Source organism: Streptomyces sp. NPDC004721, assembly GCF_053601495.1.
Genome location: NZ_JBSGBZ010000054.1, coordinates 1 through 24448 on the forward strand (window position 1 = coordinate 1; position 24448 = coordinate 24448).

At 69.3% G+C, this 24448-nt stretch carries 23 protein-coding genes and 6 pseudogenes; 14 read left to right on the top strand and 15 right to left on the bottom strand.

The window, feature by feature from the left end; translation table 11 throughout:
- Positions 1 to 100: 100 nt before the first annotated feature.
- Positions 101 to 334 (top strand): annotated as a pseudogene (locus ACWEK3_RS33630) (helicase associated domain-containing protein); the annotation flags it as partial.
- 334 nt (positions 335 to 668) lie between these two features.
- Here the strand turns inward: ACWEK3_RS33630 and ACWEK3_RS33635 are convergent.
- Positions 669 to 1844 (bottom strand): hypothetical protein, encoded by a 1176-nt coding sequence (locus ACWEK3_RS33635; RefSeq protein ID WP_453251395.1) that lies wholly within the window; start codon positions 1842 to 1844, stop codon positions 669 to 671.
- A 297-nt stretch (positions 1845 to 2141) separates the two neighbouring features.
- Between ACWEK3_RS33635 and tpg (ACWEK3_RS33640) the strand changes: the two genes are divergently transcribed.
- Entirely contained in the window at positions 2142 to 2894 is a 753-nt protein-coding gene (tpg, locus tag ACWEK3_RS33640; protein WP_453251396.1) for a telomere-protecting terminal protein Tpg, read from the top strand.
- Positions 2895 to 3547: 653 nt separating this feature from the next.
- Positions 3548 to 4990 (top strand): annotated as a pseudogene (locus tag ACWEK3_RS33645) (bifunctional metallophosphatase/5'-nucleotidase); the annotation flags it as partial.
- A gap of 138 nt (positions 4991 to 5128) precedes the next feature.
- On the opposite strand, the gene ACWEK3_RS33650 reads toward ACWEK3_RS33645, so the two are convergent.
- Entirely contained in the window at positions 5129 to 6628 is a 1500-nt protein-coding gene (locus ACWEK3_RS33650; protein ID WP_450546701.1) for an alkaline phosphatase D family protein, read from the bottom strand.
- 379 nt (positions 6629 to 7007) lie between these two features.
- Here ACWEK3_RS33650 and ACWEK3_RS33655 point away from each other — a divergent pair, with 379 nt between their 5' ends.
- Entirely contained in the window at positions 7008 to 7292 is a 285-nt protein-coding gene (locus ACWEK3_RS33655) for a putative quinol monooxygenase (RefSeq protein ID WP_450546708.1), read from the top strand.
- Positions 7293 to 7703: 411 nt separating this feature from the next.
- Here the strand turns inward: ACWEK3_RS33655 and ACWEK3_RS33660 are convergent, their stop codons facing one another.
- The 3 genes from ACWEK3_RS33660 to ACWEK3_RS33670 form a co-directional block, all read right to left on the bottom strand.
- The gene (locus ACWEK3_RS33660) at positions 7704 to 8978 is read right to left on the bottom strand and encodes an RNA polymerase sigma factor (protein ID WP_453251397.1); all 1275 of its coding nucleotides are present in this window, start codon (positions 8976 to 8978) and stop codon (positions 7704 to 7706) included.
- A gap of 9 nt (positions 8979 to 8987) precedes the next feature.
- Positions 8988 to 9389 (bottom strand): YciI family protein, encoded by a 402-nt coding sequence (locus tag ACWEK3_RS33665; protein WP_376408818.1) that lies wholly within the window; start codon positions 9387 to 9389, stop codon positions 8988 to 8990.
- An 889-nt stretch (positions 9390 to 10278) separates the two neighbouring features.
- Positions 10279 to 10461, bottom strand: a complete 183-nt coding sequence (locus ACWEK3_RS33670) for a hypothetical protein (protein WP_450546710.1) — start codon at positions 10459 to 10461, stop codon at positions 10279 to 10281.
- A gap of 1 nt (position 10462) precedes the next feature.
- Between ACWEK3_RS33670 and ACWEK3_RS33675 the strand changes: the two are divergent.
- Positions 10463 to 10619: pseudogene (locus tag ACWEK3_RS33675) on the top strand (MFS transporter); the annotation flags it as partial.
- Between the two features lie 82 nt (positions 10620 to 10701).
- Here ACWEK3_RS33675 and ACWEK3_RS33680 read toward each other — a convergent pair.
- The 4 genes from ACWEK3_RS33680 to tap all read right to left on the bottom strand — a co-directional run bounded on the left by ACWEK3_RS33680 (position 10702) and on the right by tap (position 14985).
- On the bottom strand, positions 10702 to 11001 hold the full coding sequence (locus tag ACWEK3_RS33680; RefSeq protein WP_450546709.1) for a hypothetical protein: 300 nt from the start codon (positions 10999 to 11001) through the stop codon (positions 10702 to 10704).
- Positions 10998 to 11774, bottom strand: coding sequence for a heavy metal-responsive transcriptional regulator (locus ACWEK3_RS33685; protein WP_450546699.1), 777 nt, complete (start codon positions 11772 to 11774; stop codon positions 10998 to 11000). Before ACWEK3_RS33685 ends, ACWEK3_RS33680 begins: the two co-directional genes overlap by 4 nt.
- 409 nt (positions 11775 to 12183) lie before the next feature.
- Complete coding sequence (gene tpg / locus ACWEK3_RS33690) at positions 12184 to 12741, bottom strand: telomere-protecting terminal protein Tpg (RefSeq protein WP_453251398.1); 558 nt, start codon at positions 12739 to 12741, stop codon at positions 12184 to 12186.
- A gap of 9 nt (positions 12742 to 12750) precedes the next feature.
- Entirely contained in the window at positions 12751 to 14985 is a 2235-nt protein-coding gene (gene tap / locus ACWEK3_RS33695) for a telomere-associated protein Tap (RefSeq protein WP_453251399.1), read from the bottom strand.
- 122 nt (positions 14986 to 15107) lie between these two features.
- Between tap and ACWEK3_RS33700 the strand changes: the two genes are divergently transcribed.
- Positions 15108 to 15368, top strand: coding sequence for a type II toxin-antitoxin system Phd/YefM family antitoxin (locus ACWEK3_RS33700; RefSeq protein WP_453251400.1), 261 nt, complete (start codon positions 15108 to 15110; stop codon positions 15366 to 15368).
- A complete protein-coding gene (locus ACWEK3_RS33705; RefSeq protein ID WP_450547718.1) occupies positions 15365 to 15610 on the top strand; it encodes a type II toxin-antitoxin system RelE family toxin in 246 nt (81 codons plus the stop codon). Before ACWEK3_RS33700 ends, ACWEK3_RS33705 begins: the two co-directional genes overlap by 4 nt.
- Before the next feature lie 88 nt (positions 15611 to 15698).
- On the opposite strand, the gene ACWEK3_RS33710 is transcribed toward ACWEK3_RS33705, so the two are convergent.
- Together ACWEK3_RS33710 and ACWEK3_RS33715 are read right to left on the bottom strand one after the other, a co-directional pair.
- On the bottom strand, positions 15699 to 16388 hold the full coding sequence (locus ACWEK3_RS33710; RefSeq protein WP_453251401.1) for a restriction endonuclease: 690 nt from the start codon (positions 16386 to 16388) through the stop codon (positions 15699 to 15701).
- A 76-nt stretch (positions 16389 to 16464) separates the two neighbouring features.
- A complete protein-coding gene (locus ACWEK3_RS33715; RefSeq protein ID WP_453251402.1) occupies positions 16465 to 16674 on the bottom strand; it encodes a hypothetical protein in 210 nt (69 codons plus the stop codon).
- Between the two features lie 293 nt (positions 16675 to 16967).
- On the opposite strand from ACWEK3_RS33715, the gene ACWEK3_RS33720 reads away from it, so the two are divergent.
- The 3 genes and pseudogenes from ACWEK3_RS33720 to ACWEK3_RS33730 form a co-directional block, all read left to right on the top strand.
- Positions 16968 to 17555, top strand: a complete 588-nt coding sequence (locus tag ACWEK3_RS33720) for a Tn3 family transposase (protein ID WP_453251403.1) — start codon at positions 16968 to 16970, stop codon at positions 17553 to 17555.
- A complete protein-coding gene (locus ACWEK3_RS33725) occupies positions 17530 to 17709 on the top strand; it encodes a hypothetical protein (RefSeq protein ID WP_450547722.1) in 180 nt (59 codons plus the stop codon). Before ACWEK3_RS33720 ends, ACWEK3_RS33725 begins: the two co-directional genes overlap by 26 nt.
- A 668-nt stretch (positions 17710 to 18377) precedes the next feature.
- Positions 18378 to 18766 (top strand): annotated as a pseudogene (locus ACWEK3_RS33730) (transposase); the annotation flags it as partial.
- On the opposite strand, the pseudogene ACWEK3_RS33735 reads toward ACWEK3_RS33730, so the two are convergent.
- Positions 18744 to 18911 (bottom strand): annotated as a pseudogene (locus ACWEK3_RS33735) (IS5/IS1182 family transposase); the annotation flags it as partial. The pseudogenes ACWEK3_RS33730 and ACWEK3_RS33735 sit on opposite strands and share 23 nt — an antisense overlap.
- A 22-nt stretch (positions 18912 to 18933) precedes the next feature.
- The gene (locus tag ACWEK3_RS33740; RefSeq protein ID WP_450547723.1) at positions 18934 to 19137 is read right to left on the bottom strand and encodes a hypothetical protein; all 204 of its coding nucleotides are present in this window, start codon (positions 19135 to 19137) and stop codon (positions 18934 to 18936) included.
- Positions 19138 to 19507: 370 nt separating this feature from the next.
- Between ACWEK3_RS33740 and ACWEK3_RS33745 the strand changes: the two genes are divergently transcribed.
- Entirely contained in the window at positions 19508 to 19846 is a 339-nt protein-coding gene (locus tag ACWEK3_RS33745) for a hypothetical protein (RefSeq protein WP_453251404.1), read from the top strand.
- Between the two features lie 537 nt (positions 19847 to 20383).
- Here ACWEK3_RS33745 and ACWEK3_RS33750 read toward each other — a convergent pair.
- Positions 20384 to 20641: pseudogene (locus ACWEK3_RS33750) on the bottom strand (hypothetical protein); the annotation flags it as partial.
- A gap of 319 nt (positions 20642 to 20960) precedes the next feature.
- On the opposite strand from ACWEK3_RS33750, the gene ACWEK3_RS33755 reads away from it, so the two are divergent.
- The 3 genes from ACWEK3_RS33755 (at position 20961) to ku (ending at position 22568) form a co-directional block, all read left to right on the top strand.
- Entirely contained in the window at positions 20961 to 21383 is a 423-nt protein-coding gene (locus ACWEK3_RS33755) for a DUF6233 domain-containing protein (protein WP_453251405.1), read from the top strand.
- A gap of 50 nt (positions 21384 to 21433) precedes the next feature.
- Positions 21434 to 21643 (top strand): DUF6207 family protein, encoded by a 210-nt coding sequence (locus tag ACWEK3_RS33760; RefSeq protein WP_453251406.1) that lies wholly within the window; start codon positions 21434 to 21436, stop codon positions 21641 to 21643.
- A 64-nt stretch (positions 21644 to 21707) separates the two neighbouring features.
- Positions 21708 to 22568: a non-homologous end joining protein Ku gene (ku, locus tag ACWEK3_RS33765; protein ID WP_450546168.1), complete on the top strand. Its 861-nt coding sequence runs from the start codon at positions 21708 to 21710 to the stop codon at positions 22566 to 22568.
- Between the two features lie 4 nt (positions 22569 to 22572).
- On the opposite strand, the gene ACWEK3_RS33770 is transcribed toward ku, so the two are convergent.
- Complete coding sequence (locus ACWEK3_RS33770; RefSeq protein ID WP_453251421.1) at positions 22573 to 24033, bottom strand: protein kinase domain-containing protein; 1461 nt, start codon at positions 24031 to 24033, stop codon at positions 22573 to 22575.
- Positions 24034 to 24448 lie beyond the last annotated feature (415 nt).

The window sequence follows — 24448 nt, forward strand, 5'->3', positions numbered from 1 at the left end:
AGCGGCCTGGATCAACAAGCCGGCACCAGACGGTCCACTGATCCCGGCACAACGTTAGAACGATCTATCTGCCTTGATCCCTTTGACAGGTTCCGCGGGCAAGGCGCAGCAGGCGTTTCAGCGAGGTCTGGCGGCCCTCGCCCAATGGGTCGACCGGGAAGGCGCCACCCGGCCGGTACCACGCGGCCACAGCGAACAGATCACGGTCAACGGCGAGGCGGAGCCGACGGTTGTGAAGCTCGGTGTGGGGGTCTCCAACACCAAAACCCGCCGCGACAAACTCACCCCCGAACAGCGCAACGCACTACGAGAGTTGGGCGTCAACTGGGCCTGACCGCCTGCGGGCCGGTGATGCCCAGCCGAGCCCGCACAAGCGCAGACGCCAAGGAGCGAGCACTCAACCTTGCCGTACCGCTGCGAGTTACTGCCCGGGGCGGTCCCGTGCAACGTGCGACCGGGCACGGGACCGCCAAGCCCTGCCCTCCTGTCCGAGCCGGGCACTGAAAACCGTACGAAAACACACTGCCAAGCGCACCCTCAACAGCGCACAGGAAGCCGCAGGGGGCTGAGCCGGCAGACACACGGCCGTCGGGGCCGTTCCGGCTGTACCGGCACCACCCGGATCAAGGTGCCCTCAGCCCCACTGCCGCGCTGCGACAGGGGCGTCGTCAGGTCAGGGGCGTGAGCGCGGGCCTGCCGTTCGGGGCGATGCTGATGCGGTGGGCGGTCCAGGCGCCGTCCGTCGTCTGTCCGACGGCGACGGCGCCACCGGACGGGATCTGCGCGATCTCGGGCTCCGCGGCGGGAAGCAGGGTGCGCGACTTGCCGCCGTTGAGCGGGGTGGCCTGGAGCGGGCCGCCGGGTCCCGCGGACGTGCCGTACGGCGGCCGGTAGCTGGTGAGCAGCCACTCGCCGGCCAGACCGACGAAGGCGGTGCCGCTCGCGTACTGCGGTACAGGGACCACGGTCTGCGCGCCTGTCGGGTCGTCGCGGCGTACGACACGGGCCTGGTTCGCGCCCTCGTGGTACACGGCGATGTGCGTCGGGGAGAGCGCCGCCTGGAGGTAGAGCGAGTCGTCGTCGGTGGCGTGCGTGCTGATGGTGGTCATCGTGCCGGTGGCGAGGTCGAGCAGGCCGATGTCGAGTGCGTGGCGGAACCGGATGAGCGCGGACCTGCCGTCACCGGCCAGCACGGGCTGGTTCCTGGGGAAGAACTGGTTCTCCGGTGGGTCGACCGGAATGTCGCTCTGGATCGCCCCGTCCTCCGCCACGTGCAGGACGTGCAGGCGTGCGACCTGCCATACGTCGTCGAGCTCCTGAGTGATCAGAGTGGAGCCGAAGACGGCGGCGACGTCCTGCCCGGCGGGGAGGGTGACGTCGGTGGTCGCGCCGGTGGCCATGTCCTGCGTCTGGATCTGCCCGCTGGAGTAGAGCGGAGAGGTGAGGACCGTGTCGCTTCCGGCGGCGTAGTACCCGTATTGTCCCTGCGGAGCTCCGCCGTAGGTGTCCAGTGACCGCTCGCTGCCGTCGTAGCTGCGCCAGGTGTAGGCGCCTTCCGACCCGTCGGCATTCGCGCGGCGGTGCAGGTAGCCGGTGTTGCCCGCGGCGTAGAGGGAGTCCTGTACGTACTGGACCTGATCGGAGCTGCCGGTTGCGGCTGCTGACGGGGCGACGTCTCGGGCGGCGAGGGTGACACCGGACGTGCTGACGGCGCGCGCGTCGGGCGCGGCCTCGGCTGTCGCCCCGGCGGCGAGTGTGAGCGCCGCCAGTGCGGCCAGCGTCGTGGTGCCGCGGCGCAGGGCCAGGCGGTTGGGGGTGGCGGGAGGGAGCGGGTGCTTTCGCAAGTTCTCGAGCCTCCAAATGCATTGCGGTGAAACGACGTTGAAGCAGTCGACAGCAGGCGACTGCTTCTGTGGCGCGTGAAGCTAACACGTCACACAGTCGCACGTCTATTCGAATAACGTTTCACCGGAAAAGGGACTTACCTGGACTCACCGCTGCATGGGAGGCGGACAAACGGAGCCCACTCCGAGGTGGTGCCGGGGGCTGACCACTCCTTCGAGCCTGAGCCGTACGCCCCGAAACTGGACGCCATCCCGTGCGGGCCGACCGCACGGACAGGACCACGTCGCGTTTCCGACATGGCGAGAACGCGACATCGCAATGGATTGATCCGCCACGGGGCAGCGGGAAGCCGGCCCTGTCGGCAAGCCGCTTGGAGACCGGACGTGGGAGAGATCGCGCAGGGGCTGGAGCGTGCCTTGCGCACCCGCCCCGTCCCCTCAAGCACCGAGGCCCGCCTGCGGTTTCTGCTCGTAGCGCACCAGGGTTCCACCCGGAGGGTCGCCGCCGTGCTGGGGGTGTCGCAGCGCACCGTGCAGCGGTGGGTGACGAAGAAGCCCGGAGCGCGGCGTCCGCCGGGTCCGCTGCAGGTCCGGGCGATCGAGGAAGCGGTCCTGGCTCGATGGCAGCCCCGGATACGGGCCCGCCGGCGTGCGCAGGCCGAAGCGGAAGGCTTCGTCTTCCACACCAGGGCGCGATTCGGGTTCGCCGCACAGGCAGGATCCTCGGACGATCCGCGGGTGCGGTGGATCACCCAGTACCTACCAGGAGAGGTCGCCCGCGAGCTGTTCGCCGCCCGAGACGCCGGCGCGGGCGAACAGCAGCAGATGGTGATCCTCGCCCGCGCGCTGGGCACACCTACTTCCGCGACGGGTAAGCCGCGCCCACGGCCTGCCCATCGCCTTCAGCGACCTCGAGTTCGCCGACTTCTCGATCGGATGACCTCCCCTCCGATCGGGAATCGGCAAGGCGCGTTGAGCGGGCGCGTGTTCTCGGGCTCCGGCCGGGGCGTCCGGGTGCGTGGGCACCCTCCACGACCGCCGTCACGCTAGACAGAGGTGTGCTGCCGTTATCTCGCTATGCCCGCACCCGACCCCACAAGCCGCCAACCAGCACAGACGCCGGAACTACAACTGCCGTGGCTGACCTTTCCGGCCGGACATCGAATGGGTGGGAGCCCACTCCGCCGACCACGAGCACATCAGGGACGTCAACGACCGTAGCCCTGAACACCCGTGAGACTTCCTCACTCCCAATCTCCACCGCCGCTCGTCGGGTGACGAGATTCGAACTTGCGCTTTCAGCTTGGGAATCGGATTGATCACGGTGGTGAGTGGTCGTGCTACCTGGCTGTCGCGCACGAAAGGGACCAGTCGATGTCGTGCAACAGGTCAGCAACAGGCCGCCGTTGACTCCCGCTGACCGATCCATCAGGCACGGCGAGGCAGGAAAAGAATTTCCGGCTCCTGGCGCTCGTAGGTCACCCAGAGTTCGCATCTCGACAGAACACTCACGGCGGCCGTTACCTCAGCGTCGCGTTGCCTGGATGTGGGCATGACGAGTCCTCAGCGGCCACTTACCTCTCACAAGGAGCCGTAACACGATGTCCAACGCCCGCTTGCGGAGCAGTCGCCCTTGGTGGCGTCGACTGGCCACCGCGATTACCGCAGGCCTCGTCCTGACTTTGGCGTCGCCCACTGTCGTCATGGCGGATGACACCGTCGCCGAAGCGATTGACCCCGTCCCGGTGCAGCTGCTGTCGATCACCGACCTCCACGGCTACTTCGGCGACTACACCACGACGGTGCCGGGCGCCCACGCCGGTGAGGCGACCCAGACCGTCGGCGGCGGCGCCTACCTTGCAGCCCACCTGGACCGTCTCCGCGACCAGGCCGCCCTGCCCGAGAAGAACTCGATCCTGTTCTCGGCTGGGGACGACTTCTCCGGCTGGCCGTTTGAGACTGCGTTCTTCTGGAACGAGCCGACGATCGAGTACCTCAACCACATTGGTCTGCAGTTCTCGACGATCGGGAACCACGAGCTGGACCGCAACCTCGACTACCTCCGCCACATAATGGAGGGCACGTGCAAGGGCCGCCCCGACGGCGACCTGTGCTTCACCGACTCCACCGGGAAGCGGTTCCACGGTGCCGACTACGACTACTACTCGGCCAACGTCGTCGACGGCGCGACCGACAAACTGGTGGTGAAGCCGTATCACATCGAGCAGGTCGACGACGGTCATGGCGGCACGCTGCCTGTGGGCTTCATCCACGCCACCACGACCACCACGCCCGACGGAGGGCTCTCGTACTGGCCCTCTAACCAGTTGCGGGTTCTGCCGGAGGCGCAGGAGATCAACCGCTACGCGGCTGAGCTGCAGGCCCAGGGCGTGAAGGCCATCGTCGCGGTGGTGCACGAGGGATTCGCGCAGGCTGGCGACTTCTACAACGACTGCACGAAACCCTCCGGACCGATGGTCGAGATGAACAAGCAGATCGCGCCCGCCGTCGACGCCATCGTCACCGGGCACTGGCACGCCCTCGGCAACTGCATGCTGCCCGACCCGGCAGGCAACCCCCGCCCGGTCGTCGAGGCTGCCAACCACGGCCGCCTTATCAGCGAGATCAACCTCCATCTGGACCCCAAGACCGGCGACGTCCTGCGCGACCGCACCGTGGCCATCAATCACGCCAACACCCGCACCGTGACGCCGGACCCCGAGGTTCTGCGGATGGCGCAGTACTGGCGCGACCGGCTCGCTGCGCGACGCAACGAACCTGTCGCCGACATCGCTGGCGACCTCACCCGTACGTCTGCGGACGCGGAGGAGTCGACCCTGGGCAATGCCACCGCCGACGCGTTCCGGTGGGCAGCGCAGAAGGACGGCGGTGCCGACGTCGGGCTCGTGTTGCCGAACACCCTGCTGCGCGACCTTACCTACGCGCCGACGGCGAACCGACCCGCCGACGCCCCGGGCCGCGTCCTCTTCGATGAGATCATGTTCGGGTTGATCCACGAGACCGGTGGTTTCGGCGCGGCGCTCACCAGCGGCAAGGTGACCGGCCGCGAACTCGACCAGCTGCTGGAGAGCCAGTGGCAGCAGGGCGCCGGCGGTACTGTCACCTTCCGACCGCTTAGCGTCTCGAAAAACGTCAGCTACAGCTACGACCCAAAGGCGCCCGTCGGTCAGCGCGTCAAGCCCGTGGCTGCTGCGGCGCGGCTTCATCCATGCCTCGGACGCCGAGCGGCTGCTGGACAGCCCGGTGGCCCGGCCCCGTCTCGGCTACAGCAGCTGGACGCCAGGCTTTCCGGCCTGGATGTAGAACTTCTGGGCGTCCCACGCGGGCGCGTTCGGCCGGGTGACGAACTTGACGTCGCGTTGCGTGCTGGCAACACCCGTCGGCGTGATGACCGTGCGGATGTAGCCGCGGTAACCGTCGGCGTACTTCACCCAGGGGTTCTTCAGCCAGTTGTCCTTCGTGGTCTGGCTGCCCGGGCCGTCACCGGTCGAGGTGATGGACGTGACGATGAACTCCGTGCCGACGATCGGGCTGGTGGCGTCCGGAACTGCGAGCAGGGAGTCCTGGACGAGGGTCCAGTGCAGATCGCCGCTCAGGATGATCGGGCTGACCTGCCGGTCGTAGTAGGCCCGGTAGATGCGGTTTCGCGTGGGGCTGTTCGCTGTCACACCGCCCAGCTGCTGGCCTTGGGCGAGCACGTGCCAGGTCGTGCCGTGAGAGTTGATGCCGTCGATCAGCCACGCCTCCTGCTCGTTGCCGAGTTTGGAGACGGCCGGGTCATTGTCGGCGATCCGGTACTGCCGGCTGTCCAGCAAGTCGAACTGGGCCAGGTTCCCGACGGCGAACCGGCGGTAGATGCGCTGGTTGGGCCCGACGGGCGGGTCGCACCGGGTGGGCATGTTCTCCCACCACGCCTTGTACCCGGCGGCCCGACGGGCCAGCTGCTTCTGCCCACGGTCGACTCCGCCCAGGTAGTCGTTGACGACCTCGTGGTCGTCCCTGGTGACCGCCCACGGGAAAGCCGCGTGCGCGGCCTGCAGGTCCGGGTCCGTCTTGTACAGCGAGTAACGCAGGCGGTATTGGTCGAGTGTCTGGCAGGCCGTGCGGATGTCGTCCGGCACGAAGGTGCCGCCGCGGGGCGCGGCAGCGGTGATCGCGCCTTCGTAGATGTAGTCGCCCAGGTGGAATGCCAGGTCGAGGCCGTCCTCCGCCATGTACCGGTGCGCCGTGAAGTAACCGGTCACCCAGTTCTGGCAGGACACGTGGCTGATCGTGAACGAGTCGACGGGCGCGCCGGGTGAGGGCAGGGTCCGCGTGCGGCCGACCGGGCTCAGCTCGGAACCGCAGCGGAAGCGGTAGTAGAACCAGCGGTCCGCCGGCAGACCGCGCACGTCGACGTGGACGGAGTGGTTGTGCTCGGGCAGTGCGAAGGTCTCGCCTTCGCGGACGATCCGGCTGAAGGCCTCGTCGTGGGCCACCTGCCAGTGGACTGGGACGGGCTTGTCCGGCATGCCGGAACCGATCTCGAGCGGCCGCGGAGCGAGTCGGGTCCACAGGATCACAGAGTCGGGCAGGGGATCACCGGACGCGACACCGAGAGAGAAGGGGTAGCCGCCGAGATTGCCGATGCCGCCACCGGGTGCGGCCGCGGCGGGTGCGGCCTGGCCGATGGCGGTGGCCGCGGCGACGGCACCGGACAGCATCAGGAAGTTGCGGCGATTGGGCCCATGCGTGGCAGGGCCTGCGGATATATCGCTGGACAAGGTGGAGTCCTCGGTTCAGTGAGGCCGACAGGGCGAATGGTGATGACACACCGTTGACCAAGCTATGGATCTTGGTGACCCTTTCGATGACGCTCACGGGCTGAGATGAGCAACCCCGGATGAACACCACGTCAGTGGATTCGCCCGCTCCCACGCGCGCCCTCGGGACACGGCTCCCCGCGCACGCAACAGCGGCGCGTTACGGCGCCCCTGACTCCCGCTCGACCTCGGCCGAGCCCGAATCCACAACCGCATGCGGACTGTCCCTGGAGCGATACGCCCGGCCCGGCGTCGACGCCGTCGTGCTGGAGGCGATCCCCGCCGGTGCGGGGCAAGCGCGGTCGGCCCCGCAGGCGGCCGGATGTGGTCCTTGCCGACCGTGGCAGGCGAACTCGCCACTGTCCCGCTGGGGGTGGCGGAGAGGCTGCACGGCTTCCCCGGCTGTGAGCTCTACCTGATCAGCCAGGACGCAGCCGATCCGGACACGGTGCATGTCACCGAAGTCTGGCGGGACCAGGCCAGTGCGCAGGCAGCCCTCGCCGCTCCGTCGCTCGCCGACGGTCCCACCCCCGCAGATGTCCTCGCACTGCTGTCGACTTCGCCGCACCGCACGGACCTCACCATCCTGGGCAGGGTGGGTCTCCCGGCCGACGGCCAGCCCTGACGAACGAGCCTCCGACCATAGGCATGGGCCCCGCCCCGGGCCCATGCCTATGGTCGGTGCCCGGCGGCGAAGCTCAACGCCACCACCCGAGCCGGAGCCGCCCAGCGGATCAAGGACGGCGCGATCCCCGCCTCGGCATCAGCCGCTCCACGCTGTACCGAGAACTCCGCAAACACCGCGAAGGCGCCGCTGCCGAACCCATCGTCCAGGAAGGCTGACCAACGGGCCAGGCCATCACACTGCTGGTCAGGGATATCCGTTGTTTTTGCGGCCATTGCTACGGCGACCCCGAGTGGGTCTATCCTCCAGCTGTCCCGTCTCCAGAGATATGGTCCCTGTCTCAAGTGATCTGGTCCGATTCGCTTGCGATCTCAGGTGACCTGGTCCGCCGACGTCAGGAGCTGTCCTGCCTCACCGGGCTTTTACCGGTGGCTCACCTCCCGGTCGCGCGGCCAGTCGGGCGGCGCGCAGGCTGAGGTGGTGCCGCTCTGGGAGGCTGGTGGTGCGGCGGGCAGCGGTGCGGTAGTCGGCGATGGCGGCCTCCCGGTCTCCGGCGAGTTCGTGCAGATGGGCGCGGACCGCGTACAGCCGGTGGTGGCCGGCGAGCGCGGGCGTCGGGTCGGCGAGCATGGTGATGCCGGCGGCGGGGCCGTCCACCATGGCGGTGGCGACCGCCCGGTTCAGGGGGATCAGTGGGTTGTCGGAGATGCGGGCGAGCACCCCGTACAGGGCGAGGATCTGCGGCCAGTCCGTCTCGGCGGCGGTGGGCGCCTCGTCGTGGACGGCCGCGATGGCCGCCTGCACCTGGTATGGGCCGACCGGGCCGCGCGGCAGGGCGGCGGTGATCAGCGCGATGCCCTCGGCGATCGCGGCGGTGTCCCATCGGCTGCGGTCCTGCTCGGCAAGCGGGACGAGTTCGCCTTCCGGGTTGCTGCGGGCGGGCCCGCGCGCCTCGGTGAGCAGCATCAGCGCGAGCAGGCCGGCCACCTCGGCGTTGTCCGGCAGCAGCGTGTGGACGGCCCGGGTGAGGCGGATCGCCTCCCGGGCGAGTTCGACGCGCCGCAGCTCGGGGCCGGTGCTGCTGGCGTAGCCCTCGTTGAAGATCAGGTAGAGGACGTGCAGCACCGCGTCCAGCCGTGCTGGCCACTCGGCGTTGTTCGGCATCCGGAACGGGACTCCGGAGTCCTTGATCCGCTGCTTGGCCCGGCTGATCCGCTGGCCCATGGTCGCCTCAGGGACGAGGAAGGCGCGGGCGATCTCGCCGGTGGTCAGGCCGCCGACTGAGCGAAGGGTGAGCGCGATCGCCGAGGCCGGCGAGAGCACAGGGTGGCAGCACAGGAACAGCAGCGTGAGGGTGTCGTCGTGCGCGCCCTCGTCTCCGGCGTCGGCCCCGGGTGCGGACCGCCGGTCGGCCGGGACCTGCCCGGCCACCAGCTCCTCGCGCCGGCGGCGTGCCTGGTCGCTGCGGACCTGCTCGGTCATCCGTCGGCCGGCTACCTGAACCAGCCAGCCGCGCGGGTTGCGCGGCACACCCTCGGCCGGCCACTGTGCGGCGGCGTTCAGCAGGGCCTCCTGGACGGCGTCCTCGGCGGCGGCGAAGTCCCCGTAGCGGCGGGTGAGCACGCCGACGACCTGCGGCGCGAGCGTGCGCAGCAGGTCGTCGACGGCTGGTCCAAAGGTCGTCATAGAGGGTGTTCACAGCTCGGTGGGCGGGGCCGCCATGATCTGGCGCACCTCGATCGGCATGTTGAGCGGCCGCCCGCCCGGGCCGGGAGCGGCGGAGACGGCGGCGGCGATCTCGATCGCCCGCTGCTCGGTGTCGCAGTCCACGATCCACCAGCCGGCCACCCACTCCTTGGACTCCGGGAACGGGCCCTCGGTGACGACCGGCGCGCCGCCGCTGTGAGAGCGCACGATCCGGGCGGTCTCCGGCATGGCCAGGCCCTGGGCGTCCACCAGTTCGCCGGCGGCGGCGAGGCCGGCATTGGTCTCCTTCATGAACTGGATGTGGGCCTGGATCTCCTGGGGCTTCCACTCGTCGAGCTTGGGGAAGTCGACGTTCTTCTCGCTGAACTGCATCAGCAGCATGTACTTCATGGTTCTGCTCCTCGTTCGTCGTGCCCGCCCCCGGGCGGGGGCTGTCACGGGTAGGTAGAAGCACGCCCGGCGTTTTCGACATCCACGGCGGGAATCCGCGAAAAAACTTAGCGGCTGCCCCCAAGGGGGACGAACCCGCAGCGGCCCCGCGACCCTCAGCGCCCTCGCAGCCGCAACGATCGTGCCACCAGCCGACCACGGCCGCGCCGCCACCCCGTGTGTAGAGCCGACACCACGGTCGATATCGCCTCGCGCACGATCTGCGCGGCCATCCTGCGACGGGCCAGCACGAAGGCGGTCGACGCCCCCTGGCTCCTGGAGCAGGTCTCCCTCGCCTGTACTGATCACCCAGGCGTCGTGGTATCAGTTCGAAACGCCTCAGCCGGACCAGATCACCTGAGATTCCTGGCGCCTCCGCGTCTCACTTGATCCGGTCGCTCCAGGTCTGAGCCGGCTCCGCGGACCAGATCCTCTACGACGGGACACCAGCTTCCTCCAAGGCTCTCGGGTCACCTCCCAGGAACACGTCTGCCTGGGAAAACAGCCTCCCAATCCTTCAGACATCACAGGTCTTCCGGGAATTTCTGGCCCTCCCCCAGGTCCCTCACAGGTCTGTCCCCCAGGTGCTGGGGGTCTGGGGACAGCGGAGCGTGAGGCCAGTTCGCGCCGGAGCGGATCGTGCGAATGCTGCGCTACGACCGGGCGCGGGCGAGGCACGCAGCGAGCGCCCCGACGGCTTCGGGCTTGGTGGTGGCGATCCGGGCCGCGAACGCCAGCTGGTCGACATCGGCGCCGGGGACCAGGCGGGCGAGTTCGGCAGGTGCGCGGCTAGGGCGTGGGCGAGCCAGGCGTCGACGCCGGCCTGGACGACGTCGTCGACGTCCGGGCCTTAGACGGTTCCCGACGCCGCGACGGCGAGAAGCCGCTCGATGCGCCCCCACTCCGCCAGCTCTGTCTGACCCCGGACGTCGGCCAGGTCCTCGTGCCGCGAGTCCTGCCGCGCGTCGAACCGAGCTTCCTCGAGGGCCGCCGCGACGGCGCCGGCGTCCATGCCCCTCGCGCGGCGGCGCACGCTGGCCGGACTCGCGATGGCCTCGACCTTCTACCAGCCCGCGTTCGCCGCCCTGACCCGCTGGTGGGCACCCGACCACGTCCGCGCCCTGACGATCGTCACCCTCGCCGGCGGGCTCGCCTCCACCGTCTTCGCACCCCTGACGGCCCTGCTCGTACTCGCACTGGCCACAGCGGCAGCCGCTCGCCCATCCTCACAGGTCACACCACCGCCCGGACACCGGCAGTGCTCTCAGCCCGACTACGCGCTGTCCTTGGACGCGGGCTGGACCGTGGGCATGCCGAGATCGGCGCGTGTGGGGGTGGTGCTGCAGGTGGCTGCCTTACGGCGCCGACGTACGACGAAGAAACTCACGGTTGCGGCCGCGGTCAGCACCGCGAGGGCAGGCATCCACAAGGCACCGATCGCGGAGGTGACGCCGATACCAGCGAGGACGCCCAGCAGCGGTCCGGCGCAGCACACCGCGCAGGCGGTGAGTGCGGCCGCGCCGGCGCTGAGCGTGCCCCAGGGCCGGGACGGACGAGAGGACGAGGTGGTCATGGGGTCGCTCCGAACAGGTCGGCCAGCATCCCGGCGGCGCTCTCGGGCGCGCGCACGCTCAGATGGAGGGCATCAGGGGTCAGGTGCAGGGTGAAGTCGAAGAACGCGCAGCAGCCCTGCTCGGCCGCGGCGAGCGCGGCGAGCTGCCCGGCGAGGCCAGCGTCCGGCGGGAAGGACAGCTGCATCCCGTCGTCGATCTCCTCGTGCTGATCGGCCTTGGCGAGGAGGGTGCGCCACTGCTCGGTGCGCTTGCCCAGCTCGGCGCCGCCGAGGGTGCAGGCGACCGGGGCATCCCGCCACGCCTCCTCCTGCGGGCGGGACGCGGGGCGGGTTGGCGAGAGCGTCACCGGCACCGGCCCAGCCGCCTGGGTGGTCGTGGTGCAGCCGCAGTCCGGGCCGCACGCGCCCGTCGGCGCCGGGCCCGAGAGCGCGGCGTGGACCCCGGCCAGGTGGCCGGAAAAGGCGCGGAGCTCGGCGATCCGGCCGTCGGTGTCCTGGATCCGGTCGGCGACCAGCGGCAGCATTCGGGCCCGCACCGAGGCGCACACACCTTCCTCGCGGACGGCCAGCAGCTCGCGGATCTCTTCCAGCGCCAGGCCCAGCAGTTTCGCCGAGGAGATGAACGCCAACCGCTCCACCGCGTCCTCGCCATACACCCGGTACCCGGACGCGGTCCGCTCGGCCGACAGCAATCCGGCGGTCTCGTAGAAACGCAGCGTCGTGGCCGGAAGGCCGGAGCGTTCGGCCAACTGCGAGATGCGGTACGTCGTCACACCGCCGACGGTAAACCTTCCACCCGACTCGAAGGTCAAGCCCAACAGGTTCGCCCCGTCGGGAGCGGTCGTCATCCCGGTGGTCGTGCTCGACCGGCCGAAGGACTCAGAAAGAGCTCATCCGGCCTGGCTGAGGATGCGGCAGATGTCGGTGTCGGTGCACGACGCCGGGTCGGGACGCCCACCTCCTCAGCCGGACGGCCATCGAAATGAACGGCCTGCTCGACCGCGACCTTCCGACCCTGACCTGTGCAGCGGACGTCGACCACTACGAAGCCGGTGACGCCGCCTCCGGAGTAGGACGTGGGTTGAGCACGGTATCGCGTGCATGAGCATCTATTTTCCCGCGGATACGCGAGCGAGCCCGGACCAGTTGGTCCGGGCTCGCAGGTTGTTGGAGCCCCGGCTGCTACAGGTCGAACTCCAGGTGCTCGATGTCCGTGAAGCGGACTTCCTCCAGTTGGCCGGCGCGGCGGCCGTTGTCCTGGAAGTACACCTCCTTGAGCGCTTCGGCGGCGATCTCCTTGAGCTGCTGTTCGGTGGCGCCGGCCTCCTGGGCCTCGAAGAGGCGGGCGGCGTAGCGGGGCGGCAGGGCGACGGTCAGGTGCCGGATGCGGTCCTGGTCCGTCGACCCGATCGGCGCGGTGTAGCCCATGCGGGCGCGGGTGTCGATGACGATGCCGCCGGTGGTCGCCGCCTTCTGTCGGGCCTTGGCCCGGATCTGCGGCTGCCACCGCTTCCTCACCTCTCGCTCCAGGCGGGCTGCGAGGTCCGGGCGGGGCTTCTTGATCTGGTCCTTCACGTACCGCTCGACGGTGCGCTGGGAGATCCGAAGCATCTGGGCGACGGCCTTGGTGCTCTTGAGCTGCTTGACCAGGTAGCGCATCTGCGCGGGCGCGCTCTTGGGTGCCGGGCGGGTGAACGCTTTCTGCACCGCGGCGTCCAGGCCGTCCCCGAACAGGGTCATCGCCTACTCCTACTCTCCGTTGTCGACGTCGGTGACGGTGCCGTCCTTGATGTACCGGGCGAGGTTGAGCTCCGGGGCGTTGAACCGCTCGCGGACCTCTTCGCCCCACAGGACGGACTGGGTGCCCTCATGCTTGACCAGGCCGGGGTTGATGCCGAGCTTGAAGCCGCCGGGCAGCGGCTTGCCCTCCCTGTAGGGCAGGAAGTCCAGCGGCGAGGGCCCGTAGGCCGCGTACACGACGCAGTCGGACAGGACCGCGACCGGGTACTGCCCGGTGAACGCCGCGTGCTTCACGATCTTCCGGTGCAGGTTGACCCGGGTGCGGGAGATGACCGCCGCGCGAATGTCCGGCCGCCACGTCGGCCGGGACAGCGCCCGCCATGGGTCGCCCGGCCGCCAGCCCTCGCCCCGGGGCCTCTCGCGCAGCTTGCCCAGTCCGCCCTTCACCGTCGCCTTGATCGCCGAGACGACGATCGCCAGCTCCGGGTCACGTTCCTTGTAGCCGTCCATCGCCGCCAGGAAGTCCTCCGGCGCCAGGTTGGCGTCGACGCCGAGGTCGGCCATCGTGGCAAGGTAGGCGTCCCGCAGCCGGTTGTACCAGCCGTCCAAGTAGCGGCCGTTCTCCCGCCGCACCCACGCCTCCACCGGCCGTACCTCGTAGCCGAGTTCCACCGCGTACGCCACGGTGGGCGTCGCGTACCAGGCCGGCCCCTCGGGGCGCTCTCCCTTGGGCGTGAATGGGCTGGGCAGCAGCGAGCCGTCCAGCTCCACCCACTCCTTGCCGACCTTCACCTTCGACAGGTCGACGTGCGACAGGTCCACCAGCCACGAGCCGGGCAACTTCGGGTCGAAGACCGGGTTCGTGATGTGCGTCGGCGCTCCGAGACCGACGGGCAGGCCGTTGGCGCCCGCCGCGAAGGCCATGTTGACGTCGATGCCGACCAGGTGCCGCAGGGTGCACTCGGCATCCGTCATCGGCCGCGCCCAGTCGTACGCCTCCTCGAACAGCTTCTCCGCCGGACCGCGCACGTGGAAGCGCGGCAGGTCCTTGAGCAGCGGGTGGCCGTCCGGGGCCTCGCACGGCGCGCAGTCCACTGGATCCTTCCCCAGCGAGCCGGGGTTGTGCTCGGAGTGCCGCTTGCCGCCGGCGTCCGGCTCGGAGGCCCGGGTCGCCGGGTGCAGCGCGGTCATCAGCTCCAGCCCGGTGACGGCGGTGGAACCGCGCGGCGTCATCACCCGGGACGCGTAGACGCCCAGCACGCGGGCGAGTTCGGCCGGCGGGAGCTGCCCGGCCTCGCCCCAGTGCCGGGTGTCCAGCGCGTTCCAGGACGGGATGCACAGCTGGACGCAGGCCCGCTCCGAACCCTGTGCGGGGCGGTAGATGCGCGCCCACGGCCCGAAGCCGCGCTTGGTCAGCTTCCATTCCGCGCGGATCAGCTGCTTGATCACCTTGTGGCCCTCCGGCAGGCGCCCGGCGAGCCGCTCTTCCTCGGTGAAGGTCGCCGGGAGACCGTAGCGCTCCAGCGCGGCCACGGTGAGCACGAGCAGCGGATCGGCGTCCTTGCCCGGCCCCGAGAGCTTCGGCTGACCGAGCTTCGCCTCGCGCAGCGTCCAGTCCACCAGGGCCGGGATCGACTTGGCGGGCACGTCCAGGACCAGGCCGCCGGTGCAGTACGCCAGCACCTGCCCGTCTTCGACGTCGACGACCGCAAGCGGCCCGTTCTCGAACCGCGGGTCGGTGCCGCCCACCGGGGTGCCGGCGGGGGCCGCCTTCCGCGCGCCGAGGCGGCGCGACGTCGGCGACGGCCTGGTGGTGCGCGCCGGGCGGGGTGTGGCGGCCGGCGCAGCGGCGGCGGGAGCAGGGGCAGGGGTCTGGGTGTTCTCGTGTGCGGTCATGGCCGCGGCCTCGGGGGCCTGGCCTGTGGACAGAGTCCCCGCTTCCTGCGGCGCGGGTGCGCCGGTGAACGTGGTGGGCACTGGGGCGGCCGGCTCCTCCGGGGCGGGGTAGAGCTCCGCGAGCTGCCTGAGTAGCCGTGCGTACGCCTCACGCTCCGGGCCGCGCGGCTCGGTCGGCTTCTTGGTCGACTCCCACCCGGACACCGTGGCCCGGCGCACCTGTAGTGCGGCGGCGACTTCGTCCAGTGTCAGGCCGTGGGCGGTGCGCAGCCGCTTGCGTTCTTCCGCCGACGGCAGTGGAGAGCGGGATGCGACCAAGGCGTCGACTGCGTCGAACAACTCGGACATGGAACACCTCCTGACCCAGAGTCTACCCCATTAACCGTACGGATCGCGTACTTTTACCGTACAAATTGCGTACGAAGCTCGTTCGATGGTCGAAAGGTGCACACTTCCGTAAGCTGGTGTGCATGACGGAGACGACCTACTCGATCGTGGAAGCCCGTGCCCGCCTGGGCGCTATCGCGCGCGAAGTCAGCGCCACCCGTGAACCGGTCGCCATCACCGACCACGGACAGACCGTCGCCATACTGGTCAGCCCCGCCGACGCCCTGGAACTGCAGGAGCTGCGGGCCCTGGCCGCCTACCGGGCCCGCCAGGCCAGCGGCGAGGACGCCGGCGTCTCCCATGACGAGGCGTACCGGCGCGTGTTCGGCGGTACTGAGGCGTGAGCTACGAGGTCATCTGGGAGCCCGAGGCCCTCACCCAGGCAGAGCGGTTCGCCAAGGACGACCCCGACGGGGTACGGCAGGTGTTCACCGCCGTCGGCCGCCTCGCCGACAACCCCCGCCCCGACGACGCCTTCGGCAGCGCCGACCTGCTCCGCATCCACGTGGCCCGCTACCGCGTGATGTACGAGATCAACGACCAGCAGATCCGCGTCAGTGTCATCCATCTCGGACGCGTGCGTTGACCAGTCCCATCAGCCAGGCCAGAGTCCCGTCACACCTCTGGGGCAGCTGGCCTCACGTCTTTCGTCAGGCGGCCACTGGGTGTCACGGTCAGGCAGACGGGCGCCGCCTGGTGCCGCCGCCGCTTCCGTTGAGCGGGATCAAGGTTTCCAGATGAGCGCCCTTGACCCAGGAGCCCAGCAGGTCGCGGTGCAGGGCCACGATGTCCTGGCGCAGCGCCAGGCCCAGCGCGGCCTTCGTGAACGTGCGGCAGGTGGTGACGAACAAGGCGACGTCCGCGCCGTGTTCGAGACGGGCGGTGCCGACGAACTTCTGCATGTCCTGCGAGGACACACTCCGGTGCGGCGCATACTTCTTGCACTGGACGACCAGCTTGCGGCCGTCGGCCAGGTAGCCGACGACATCCGCGCCCAGGTCACCGCTCTTGCCGCTGACGACGACCTTCGTGCAGCCGTCCCGCCGGCACAGATCGGCGACGTACGTCTCGAACTCCTGCCACGACAATGCGTCGACCTCGGCCATCGACAACTCCCGCGCCCTGGCCTCCTCCTGCGCCCGCCACGCGCGGTCCTGGCCGACCGCGAGACGGTGCGCCCGCAACAGCGCCCAGATGGCTCCCACCGCCACGGCGGCGGAGAGTACGACCACCAGGACGGGCCACACCGCCGCCCAGTGCCCGGCCACCCATACCGCGGCGGCCACCGCCGCCACCGCACCCCAGCCCTGTAACTGCCTGCGCGTCCGTTTCTTCAAGCGCCAGCGCCGTCGACGTGCTGCCATCACTCCCCCACTCCCCAGACCCGTGATCCGCAGTGGGCGCCAGTTGGCGCCGGCCGGCTCCTGCGTGTGCGGGGGCTCATCGACCGGCCTGGGTGACGCCACTCGCAAGCTGTCCCAAGATGTTCAAAATCCCCTGGCCCGCAGGGGTGGGTGCGATCAGGACGCCCAGCGCCAGGACGATGACGACGGTCAGCTTCTCGTCGAAGCGACTGCGGGCCTCCGTGCGCCGCCGCAGCCGGAAGAACACGATGACTGCGAGCAGCACCGCCACATTGATGGTCAGCAACCGTCCCAACCTCCCCCGACCACCGGCCATCACCATGCCGGGACAGCAGCACGCCGCCCCAGCCTTCCTGTGTAGCGGCGTCGCGGTGATGTCGGAGGCGGGTTGCCGACGAATGGCACAAAGCCATCGGACCTGGCCGAATACCGCGCAGTGGATCAATCGTGGACGGGCACGGCAACGTATGCGACTTTCATGTAGCCGGGCCCCCGTCTCCGGACTGCCGCTGTGGGCGCCGATCTCCGCCCCGCTTGCTGCTCCTCACCGTCCCCGGGCCGTGCTGCCCAGGCAAGATCATGGGGAAACCAGCCGGGCGACAGACTGCGCTCCGGCTCGGCACAGCCGAGGCCGAGCAGGTGCTGCGGCGCTTCACCCGCGGCGGCTCCAAGCACCCCACCTACCAGGCCCTCGAAGAACTCGGCCGCGCCGTGCGCACGATCTTCGCCTGCGACTACCTCGCCAGTCCCGGCCTGCGCCGCGAGATCCACGGCGGGCTCCAGGTCGTCGAGAACTGGAACAGCGCGAACACCGTGCTCCACTACGGCAAGGACGGCGCCCTGACCGGCCCGGACATGGAGCACGCCGAAATGTCGATGCTCGCCCTGCACCTGCTCCAGTCCGCGCTCGTCCACGTCAACACCCTGCTGGTTCAGCAGGTCCTGGCCGAACCGGCCTGGGCGAAGAAGCTGAGCGACGAGGACCGGCGCGGACTGACCGCGCTGTTCTGGTCCAACAGCGGCGGACACCGTCGACCGACCACGTACGGAGAAGAGATGAAGGACTTCCAACACCTCGTAGCCCCGAGGATGAGCGAGGCTGGACCGCCGGGCCCTCTGCCCAACAGGCAATCCTGCTGCCATGGTCGTGCCCATGCCGGATGGTAGTGCCCTGATGGGGCTTATAGGTGCACTGAGCGGAGCCGCGATCGGCGCAATCGCCGCGATCTACGGACCTCTCGTTTTGAAGAAGAAGGAGCGCCACTGGCAGGAACTGGCGCGCGAGGATGATCAGTACACCACGCGGGTCACACCTTTCTGACATACGGCCGGTTGAAGACACGACGGTGGTTCGACTACCTGAACGTCACCGTCAGTCACTTAGCGCGGATGCACGCGAAAGCCCGTCGCGGTCAGGGACGCTGTTGGTAAGTCCGAGGCCTACGTGACGACGACCCATACGACCGGTTGGGGTTTGGGCAGGCCGTCGTCGTCTTCGAGGTGGGTTCGTGTCGTTGCTTGGGGTGGGCTGGCGGAGATTCCGGAGGAGCGGATGGCCCGTGCGGTGCTTCCCGAAGGTTGCCTGAGTAAGTGCGTCCGCCCCGCGAAGCTCCCTCAGGACAACCGTCAACGTAGCCCCCCACGTAAGCCGTCAGAGGCGGGTCCAGTAGGTCGGGCCTGGAGCAATCGCCGCTCCAGCAACAGACCAGGCCAGCAAGCGTTCCCGCAAGTCAAGCGGTGGGCCTTTGACAGTCATCAGCCGTGTGGCAGTCGAATGACTGGGAGCAGCGCGCGTCCGGACTACCAGTTGCTTGACGGATGTGGCTCTCACTCAGGCGCACGAGACTCGGGTTCTCAGCGGATGCGACGTCGTCCCTCAGCGAGGAATTGCCCGCGCCGTTGACTGTCCTGTGACAAACGAACCATGTGAAAGGCAGAGTGAACCGTTCCGGGTTCGGTAGGGACTCGATCACTTGAGAGGATCGAGTTATGGCACGTCCTTCCCAGTACCCGCTTGAGCTGCGCCGTCGTGCGGTGCGGATGGTCGCCGAGGTGCGGCCGGAGTACGACACCGAGTGGGCCGCGATGAAAGCGGTCGCCCAGAAGTTGGGCATCGGCACGACCGAGACGCTGCGCAAGTGGGTGCGGCAGGACCAGATCGACGCGGGTGCCCGGCCGGGCGCCACGACGGAGGAGTCGGCCGAGCTGAAGCGGCTGAAGAAGGAGAACGCCGAGCTCAGGCGGGCGAATGAGATCCTCAAGGCTGCGGCGTCTTTCTTCGCGGCCGAGCTCGACCGGCCACACACACGCTCGTAGCGTTCATCGACGAGCACAAGGGCCGCTTCGGCGGCGGGCGGCGATGGCCTGTTCGGCCAGTGCCCGGACCTTCGCATGAGACCGATTGACGGCCTGCTGACCGGCGGAAAGGCTGTCCCATCGGCCGCGGTAAGGGAGACGGACCATGCCGTCGGCGCCTTGGTAGCCGTCCTTGTCCGCCCAGCAGGAGCCGGCCTCGGCAAGAGCGTTCCGGGCCAGCAACTCCGACTCAGCCCAGCGCCGGGGCGAGACGGCTCAGCGGCACCTTGCGGCGGTGGGGGCGCGCCGCGCTGGTACGCAAGCCCATCAGGTGCGGAACCGACACCTCCGGGACCCGCCTCGCCGGTGCGTGGATCTCGTACGCCTCCGGGACCATGGGGACTGCGGCGGGGCCGACGGGAGCGGTCACCTCGTGCAGAACCAGCTTGCTCATGTCGTACTCCTTACGCATCGCCCGGCAGGGCGCCCGCCCCACTCGGGAAGCCAAAGCGGAACTTCGCCACGTCAGAGCTGACAGTGCCGATCGGGATGACGAAGCCGAGACTCACGCCGCCAACGCTCGATGGGTCCAGTGGTGTCGGCCAACGTCCTCGCCACCGTGAAAGCTCTCGGTCACGGAAAAGAGAATGACCCGCGATCATGAGAACCGCCTGAAGCTGTCCTAAGAAGAGCGAAAAAACCGTATATGCCGAGATAAAGATGGCTACACGGGTCGCCCTGGGCACCCAGGCATCGCGCTGTCCTCCGGCGAGGGTCACGGCCCGGCGCGGCGACATCGCCTCGACGTGGGCGGCAATCGGAACGTGAACTCGATCTTGCCCATCGCGTATATCACCCATTCCTCCAGGCAGGAGTCCGGATCAGGACTCCGTGGCTGGCCTGCCTTGTTCGATCTGGTGGATGAGGCGCTTGAGCTGGGTGACCTCGTCCTGCAGGGCGCGGTCGCCGGCCGAGGTCAGGGAGAGCCAGGTGCGGGCGCGCTTGCCCTCGTAGCCCTTCTCGATGTCGACCAGTCCGGCCTTCTCCAGGACGGCCAGGTGCTGGCTGAGGTTTCCAGCCGTGAGGCCGAGGGCCGTGCGCAGAAAGCTGAACTCGACCCGGCGCGCTCATCGAACAGGGCTCCGACTGACGCCGAGCTCTAACGTCGAAGTGCCCCGCTCCGTGACAGGACGGCAGGGACTGGGCGGCCCCGTCCACGCCCTGGTCAGGGGTCGCCCATACCTCGGTCGTTGTCGACCAGAGCCCGAATCCGGCGGCGACGTCACCGCCCCGGTGATGGTGTCATCCAGAGTGGCGACCAGGGCCACAGGTGTGATGCTGCAGGCGTCGGCGAGGCAGTCGCCGGCTTCGGCGGCCAGTGTCGGCACGGCGGTCGGCACGCATCTAGGCGGCGCCAGCCGGAACCGTCCGACCAGTGTCTCCCTCCCGCCTGGCGTCGCCACGCTACGGCGGCGCGGCGGCCCCGGCCGACGCGCAACCACGGCGAGCGCGCACCGATCCCCGGCTGCGTCCACGCCGCCCATCCCTTCTCCCTCAACTCCGGTCAGGACTGGGCGAAAGCGGCCGCAACGGGGATGTCAGGAGACCCGGCCAGGCCGAAACCACGTGGTGACCTGCATAGATCGGAACCGGTTCTTCGGGCCGCGCAACAGGAGACGCAACGTAAGCCGCAACCGATACCGGACGACTCCCCGAGCACGGGCCAACTGCCGCAGTTGGGTGCGCGCCGCCGACGCCGAGGGGACGGTCTTCCAGTGGGGGTGCCACCACAGACGTACGGACAGGCGCAGCAGGCGGCGGCGCAGCGCCGTGGTGTCGCGAGGGCGGGGCGCGGCGAGCGCGTCATAGGCGGCGTTCCAGGCGTGCTGCACCTGGACCAGGTCGTCGGGGAAGTCGGTCGCGTCCCTACCAGCATTAGATCGCTTGTTCGATTTTATTGTCGCTTCGGACACACCGCTTCCCAGGCTGCCAAACCATGGTCGTGGCTGCACGCAGCGGGGGCGGAGGCATAGTCGGCCTCATGGTCGGGGTCGTGGCCGCCCCGACCATGACGGCCACGGGGCGTAGCGCTGACGCCTTCGCGGCAGTCCCGGCCGACGCGCAACCAGGCGAGGCGCCCCGGCCCTCAGCTGCATCCGCACCACCCACCCCGCTCACCCCTGGGTCAGGGTCAGACACGACCGGACCGTGCCGTACGTCGACGATCAGGCCTCGCCCGCAACGTCGTCACCGCCTGACCCCTCTAGAATCGAACATGTGAACGATCTGCCGCCTGACCTGCCACGTCTCCGCACCCTGGAGACATGGCTCGTCCTCATCCTGGACCGGGTACGGCAGCAGATCGCCACAGCCGAACGCCGCGAGCAGGAGCGCCAGCGCGGTGAGCAGGCCCGGCCGGCCGCACCCGACTGGATCCTCGAAGGCGGCCTGAACCGTGACTCGCCGCCCGTCGCCGTTCACGTCGGCGGCTGCCATATGGCAGGCAAACGCTGGAAAGGCGTACCCCGGGACGTCGCCTTGCGAGCATTGAGCGAAGGCATCGAGGCCTGCGGGCACTGCCGGCCTGACGCTGAACTCGGCTACCTGGATGGCCAGGCGCTGCGACGGGCAGAACGACGCCAGGTACTCCGCCAGTCCGCCGCGGCGGTGGAGATGGCCGGGCCTTACTCGGTCGGGTGAAGCCGCCGGGATCGGAAAACCTCTTGGGGTGTCGGCGCGTAGTGCCGGGCATGGAGCCGATCAACGAAGCACATGTGGTGGAGCCGGGACCGGCCGTGGTGGAGATCGCGGCATGCGACGACCAGACCGCCTTCACCGTCCAGGAGCTGCTCGCCACGCAGTGGGCGACCGCAGCGGCGGACCGTACCGCCCGGGATCCGGGGCAGCCCGGAGTGCGGCTGCGCTGCTACCTGGACGTGCGCCAGACGCCCGGCTCATAGAGGGCGCGGCCGGCCCTTCCTCGTGCCGGGCCGGGCTGATACTGCTCGGGGCTGGAGGTGTGTCATGCCCCCGCATGTGTGGGCCGGTGCTATCTCGTTCGGGCTGGTCAGCGTCCCGATCGCCGTCCTGGGCGCAACCGAGGATCACAGCGTTCGCTTCCGCCGGATCCACACCGTCGACAACGGCCTGGTGCGCAACCGCTACTGGTGCGAGATCGAGGACCGTGAAGTCTCCTACGGGGAGATCGGCCAGGGCTACGAGATGGCCGGCGGCCGCATCATCCCGCTCACCGACGAAGAACTGCGGCAGCTGCCGCTGCCCACGGCGCGCGCGATCGAGCTGGTCGGCTTCCTCCCGACCGCCGACGTCGACCTCCTTCGGATCGGCCCCGGCTACTACCTCCAGCCACAAGACCGCGTCGCCGCCAAGCCGTACGTGCTGCTGCGCCGGGCCCTGCAGCGCGCCGCGAAAGTGGCGGTCGCGCGGCATGCGTGGCACGGCCGTGAGCGGCTCGGTCTTCTGAGGGTTCGCGGGGACGTGATCGCGCTGCACACGCTGCTGTGGCCGGACGAGATCCGTGACCCTGCCCGGGCGGCCCCTGGCCCCGCGGTTCTGGAACCGGGCGAAATCGACGAGGCCATGACCCTGGTTGAGATCATGTCCCGCGACAGCATCGACGGACCCGAGTTCACCGACCACTACACCCAGGCCCTGCGCGAGGTCGTCGAAGCCAAGCAGGAACACCGCCGGCTGCCACAGGCCCCGCATCCGGCAGCCCGGCCGGGCCAGCTCGTGGACCTCATGGCCACGCTGCAGCAGTCCGTCGACAAGGCCGCCCGCACCCTGCGGACGATCGAGGACGCTGCCCGCTGGCCGATCTCCACCCCCGGTGCGGCAGAGCGCTCGAGCCGCGCCCAAATCTGATCGCCTAGTCGGCTTCCCCGACCAGGGACGCGAGGTGATCGAGGAGCCGATCGAACTCAGGGGTACTCGTGAACTCCTGGTGCTTCTCGGCGTCGGCGAGTTCGTGCCGGATGTCGCGGACCCGTTTGCGTACGTCCTTGGTCTTGTCCTTCCCCTTCTCTCTGCCCTCAGCCAGCTTGTCCTGGGCTTCGGAGACCTTGTGTTCCAGATCGTCGGCGAGGTGCGGGTCGAGCCGACCTTCGCCGACGGCAGTGCTCAGTTCCTGAGACACCTGGGCGAGCAGCACCCCCGGATCGTTCGACAACGCTGCGGGAGTGTCGACGGCAGCGGACGGGCTCGACAGAGGAGAAGCACCTGAAGCAACGGATGGCGAGGACGCGGGGTCGGTGGTGGGCGGCACTGCTCCCTGGGTCGCGGCAGGGGGGTCGGCAGCGGCCACCTGTGCGGAGTCCGGCTGGAAAAGCAGGTATCCCACGGTCGCCAGGGCGGCCGCTGCCAGTCCCGAGATCACTGCCGTGCGCGGCCGGGAGTCACGCCTGCGGGATCGTCGTGTGGCAGGAGCCGGCAGCACGGCCGTGCGCCCCACCTCGGCGGCCGGTCGTGAGGACGGCGGTGATGTGGGCTGTGCCGTCGCGGCCGCGCTCGACCTTCCCGGAGCGGACAGCCAGTCCGCGACCTGTTCGGCGCCGGGGCGCGCTTCCGGTTCCTTGACGAGCAGCGCCAGGACGAGTTGTTCGAGCTCCGCCGGAAGCTCCGCCCCCACGCTGTGCGGGGGCAACGGCGTCTCCTGGACATGCTGGTAGAGCAGCGCCGTCGGAGTATCCGCGCGGAACGGGGGGTGCCCGGCGAGAAGCTCGTACAGTACGCAGCCGAGCGCGTACATGTCGGAGGCAGGACCGGCGTCCTTTCCGAGGGCGCGTTCGGGGGCAAGGTAGGAAACCGTTCCCACGATCATGCCCGCGCTGGTGAGGGCGGCCGCTGTGTCATCGGCGAGACGGGCGATACCGAAGTCCACCACCTTGACCGTGCCGTCCGGAACCTGAAGGAGGTTGGCAGGCTTGATGTCGCGGTGGATGATGCCCTGCTGGTGCGCGGCGGCCAGGCCTGAGGCGGTCTGGCTGCCGATGGCAGCCACCTCGCGGGGCGTGAGAGGCCTCCCCGAGGCCAGCCGCTCGGCGAGACTGTGCCCCTGGACCATCTCCATGACCAGGTACAGGCGGCCGTCGGCCTGGCCGAAGTCGTATACGGCGACGACGTTGGGGTGGCTCAAGCGAGCGGTCGTCTGGGCCTCCTGGTGGAAGCGGGCCGCGGCCGTCGGGTCAACGCCACCGGCCAGGAGGAGCTTGACCGGGACCGGGCGGCCGAGGACCTCGTCGCGTGCGCGCCAGACCTCGCCCATTCCACCTCGGCCGAGGAGCTCCTCGAGCTGGTACCGACCCGCCAACAACACGCCGAACGCCCCCATAACCGTCAGAACCGAACTCACAGGTAGGCACCATGCCGGATCGCAGCTGCCGGCTCATCACGGTATCGGGAGCACATTTCGTTCGCGAGATGAGACACCGCCCGGTCAGGGCCGCTGATCGTGCGGTGGCCGGGTTGCGCGCCAATGCTGATGAGGCCCGATCGCCAAGGCCTCACGCTATCAGGCCGTGATCCACTCGAGTGGAGAGCCATCACCGCGGCTGGGTGCCCGCCGGGTGGGAAGGGCGTCGGCGGCAACGCGCCTACGCGTGTTCCTGCCGCACCGCGAGAATCGGGCGATGACCGTGACACCGAGTGGCTTTGTACGTGAGAACGAACAGGAGTCGCTTGTCGCCGACTTCGGGAGTCACTGCGTCGCCGCGCTACTTGATCAATGTCGATGAGTTTGGGAATCA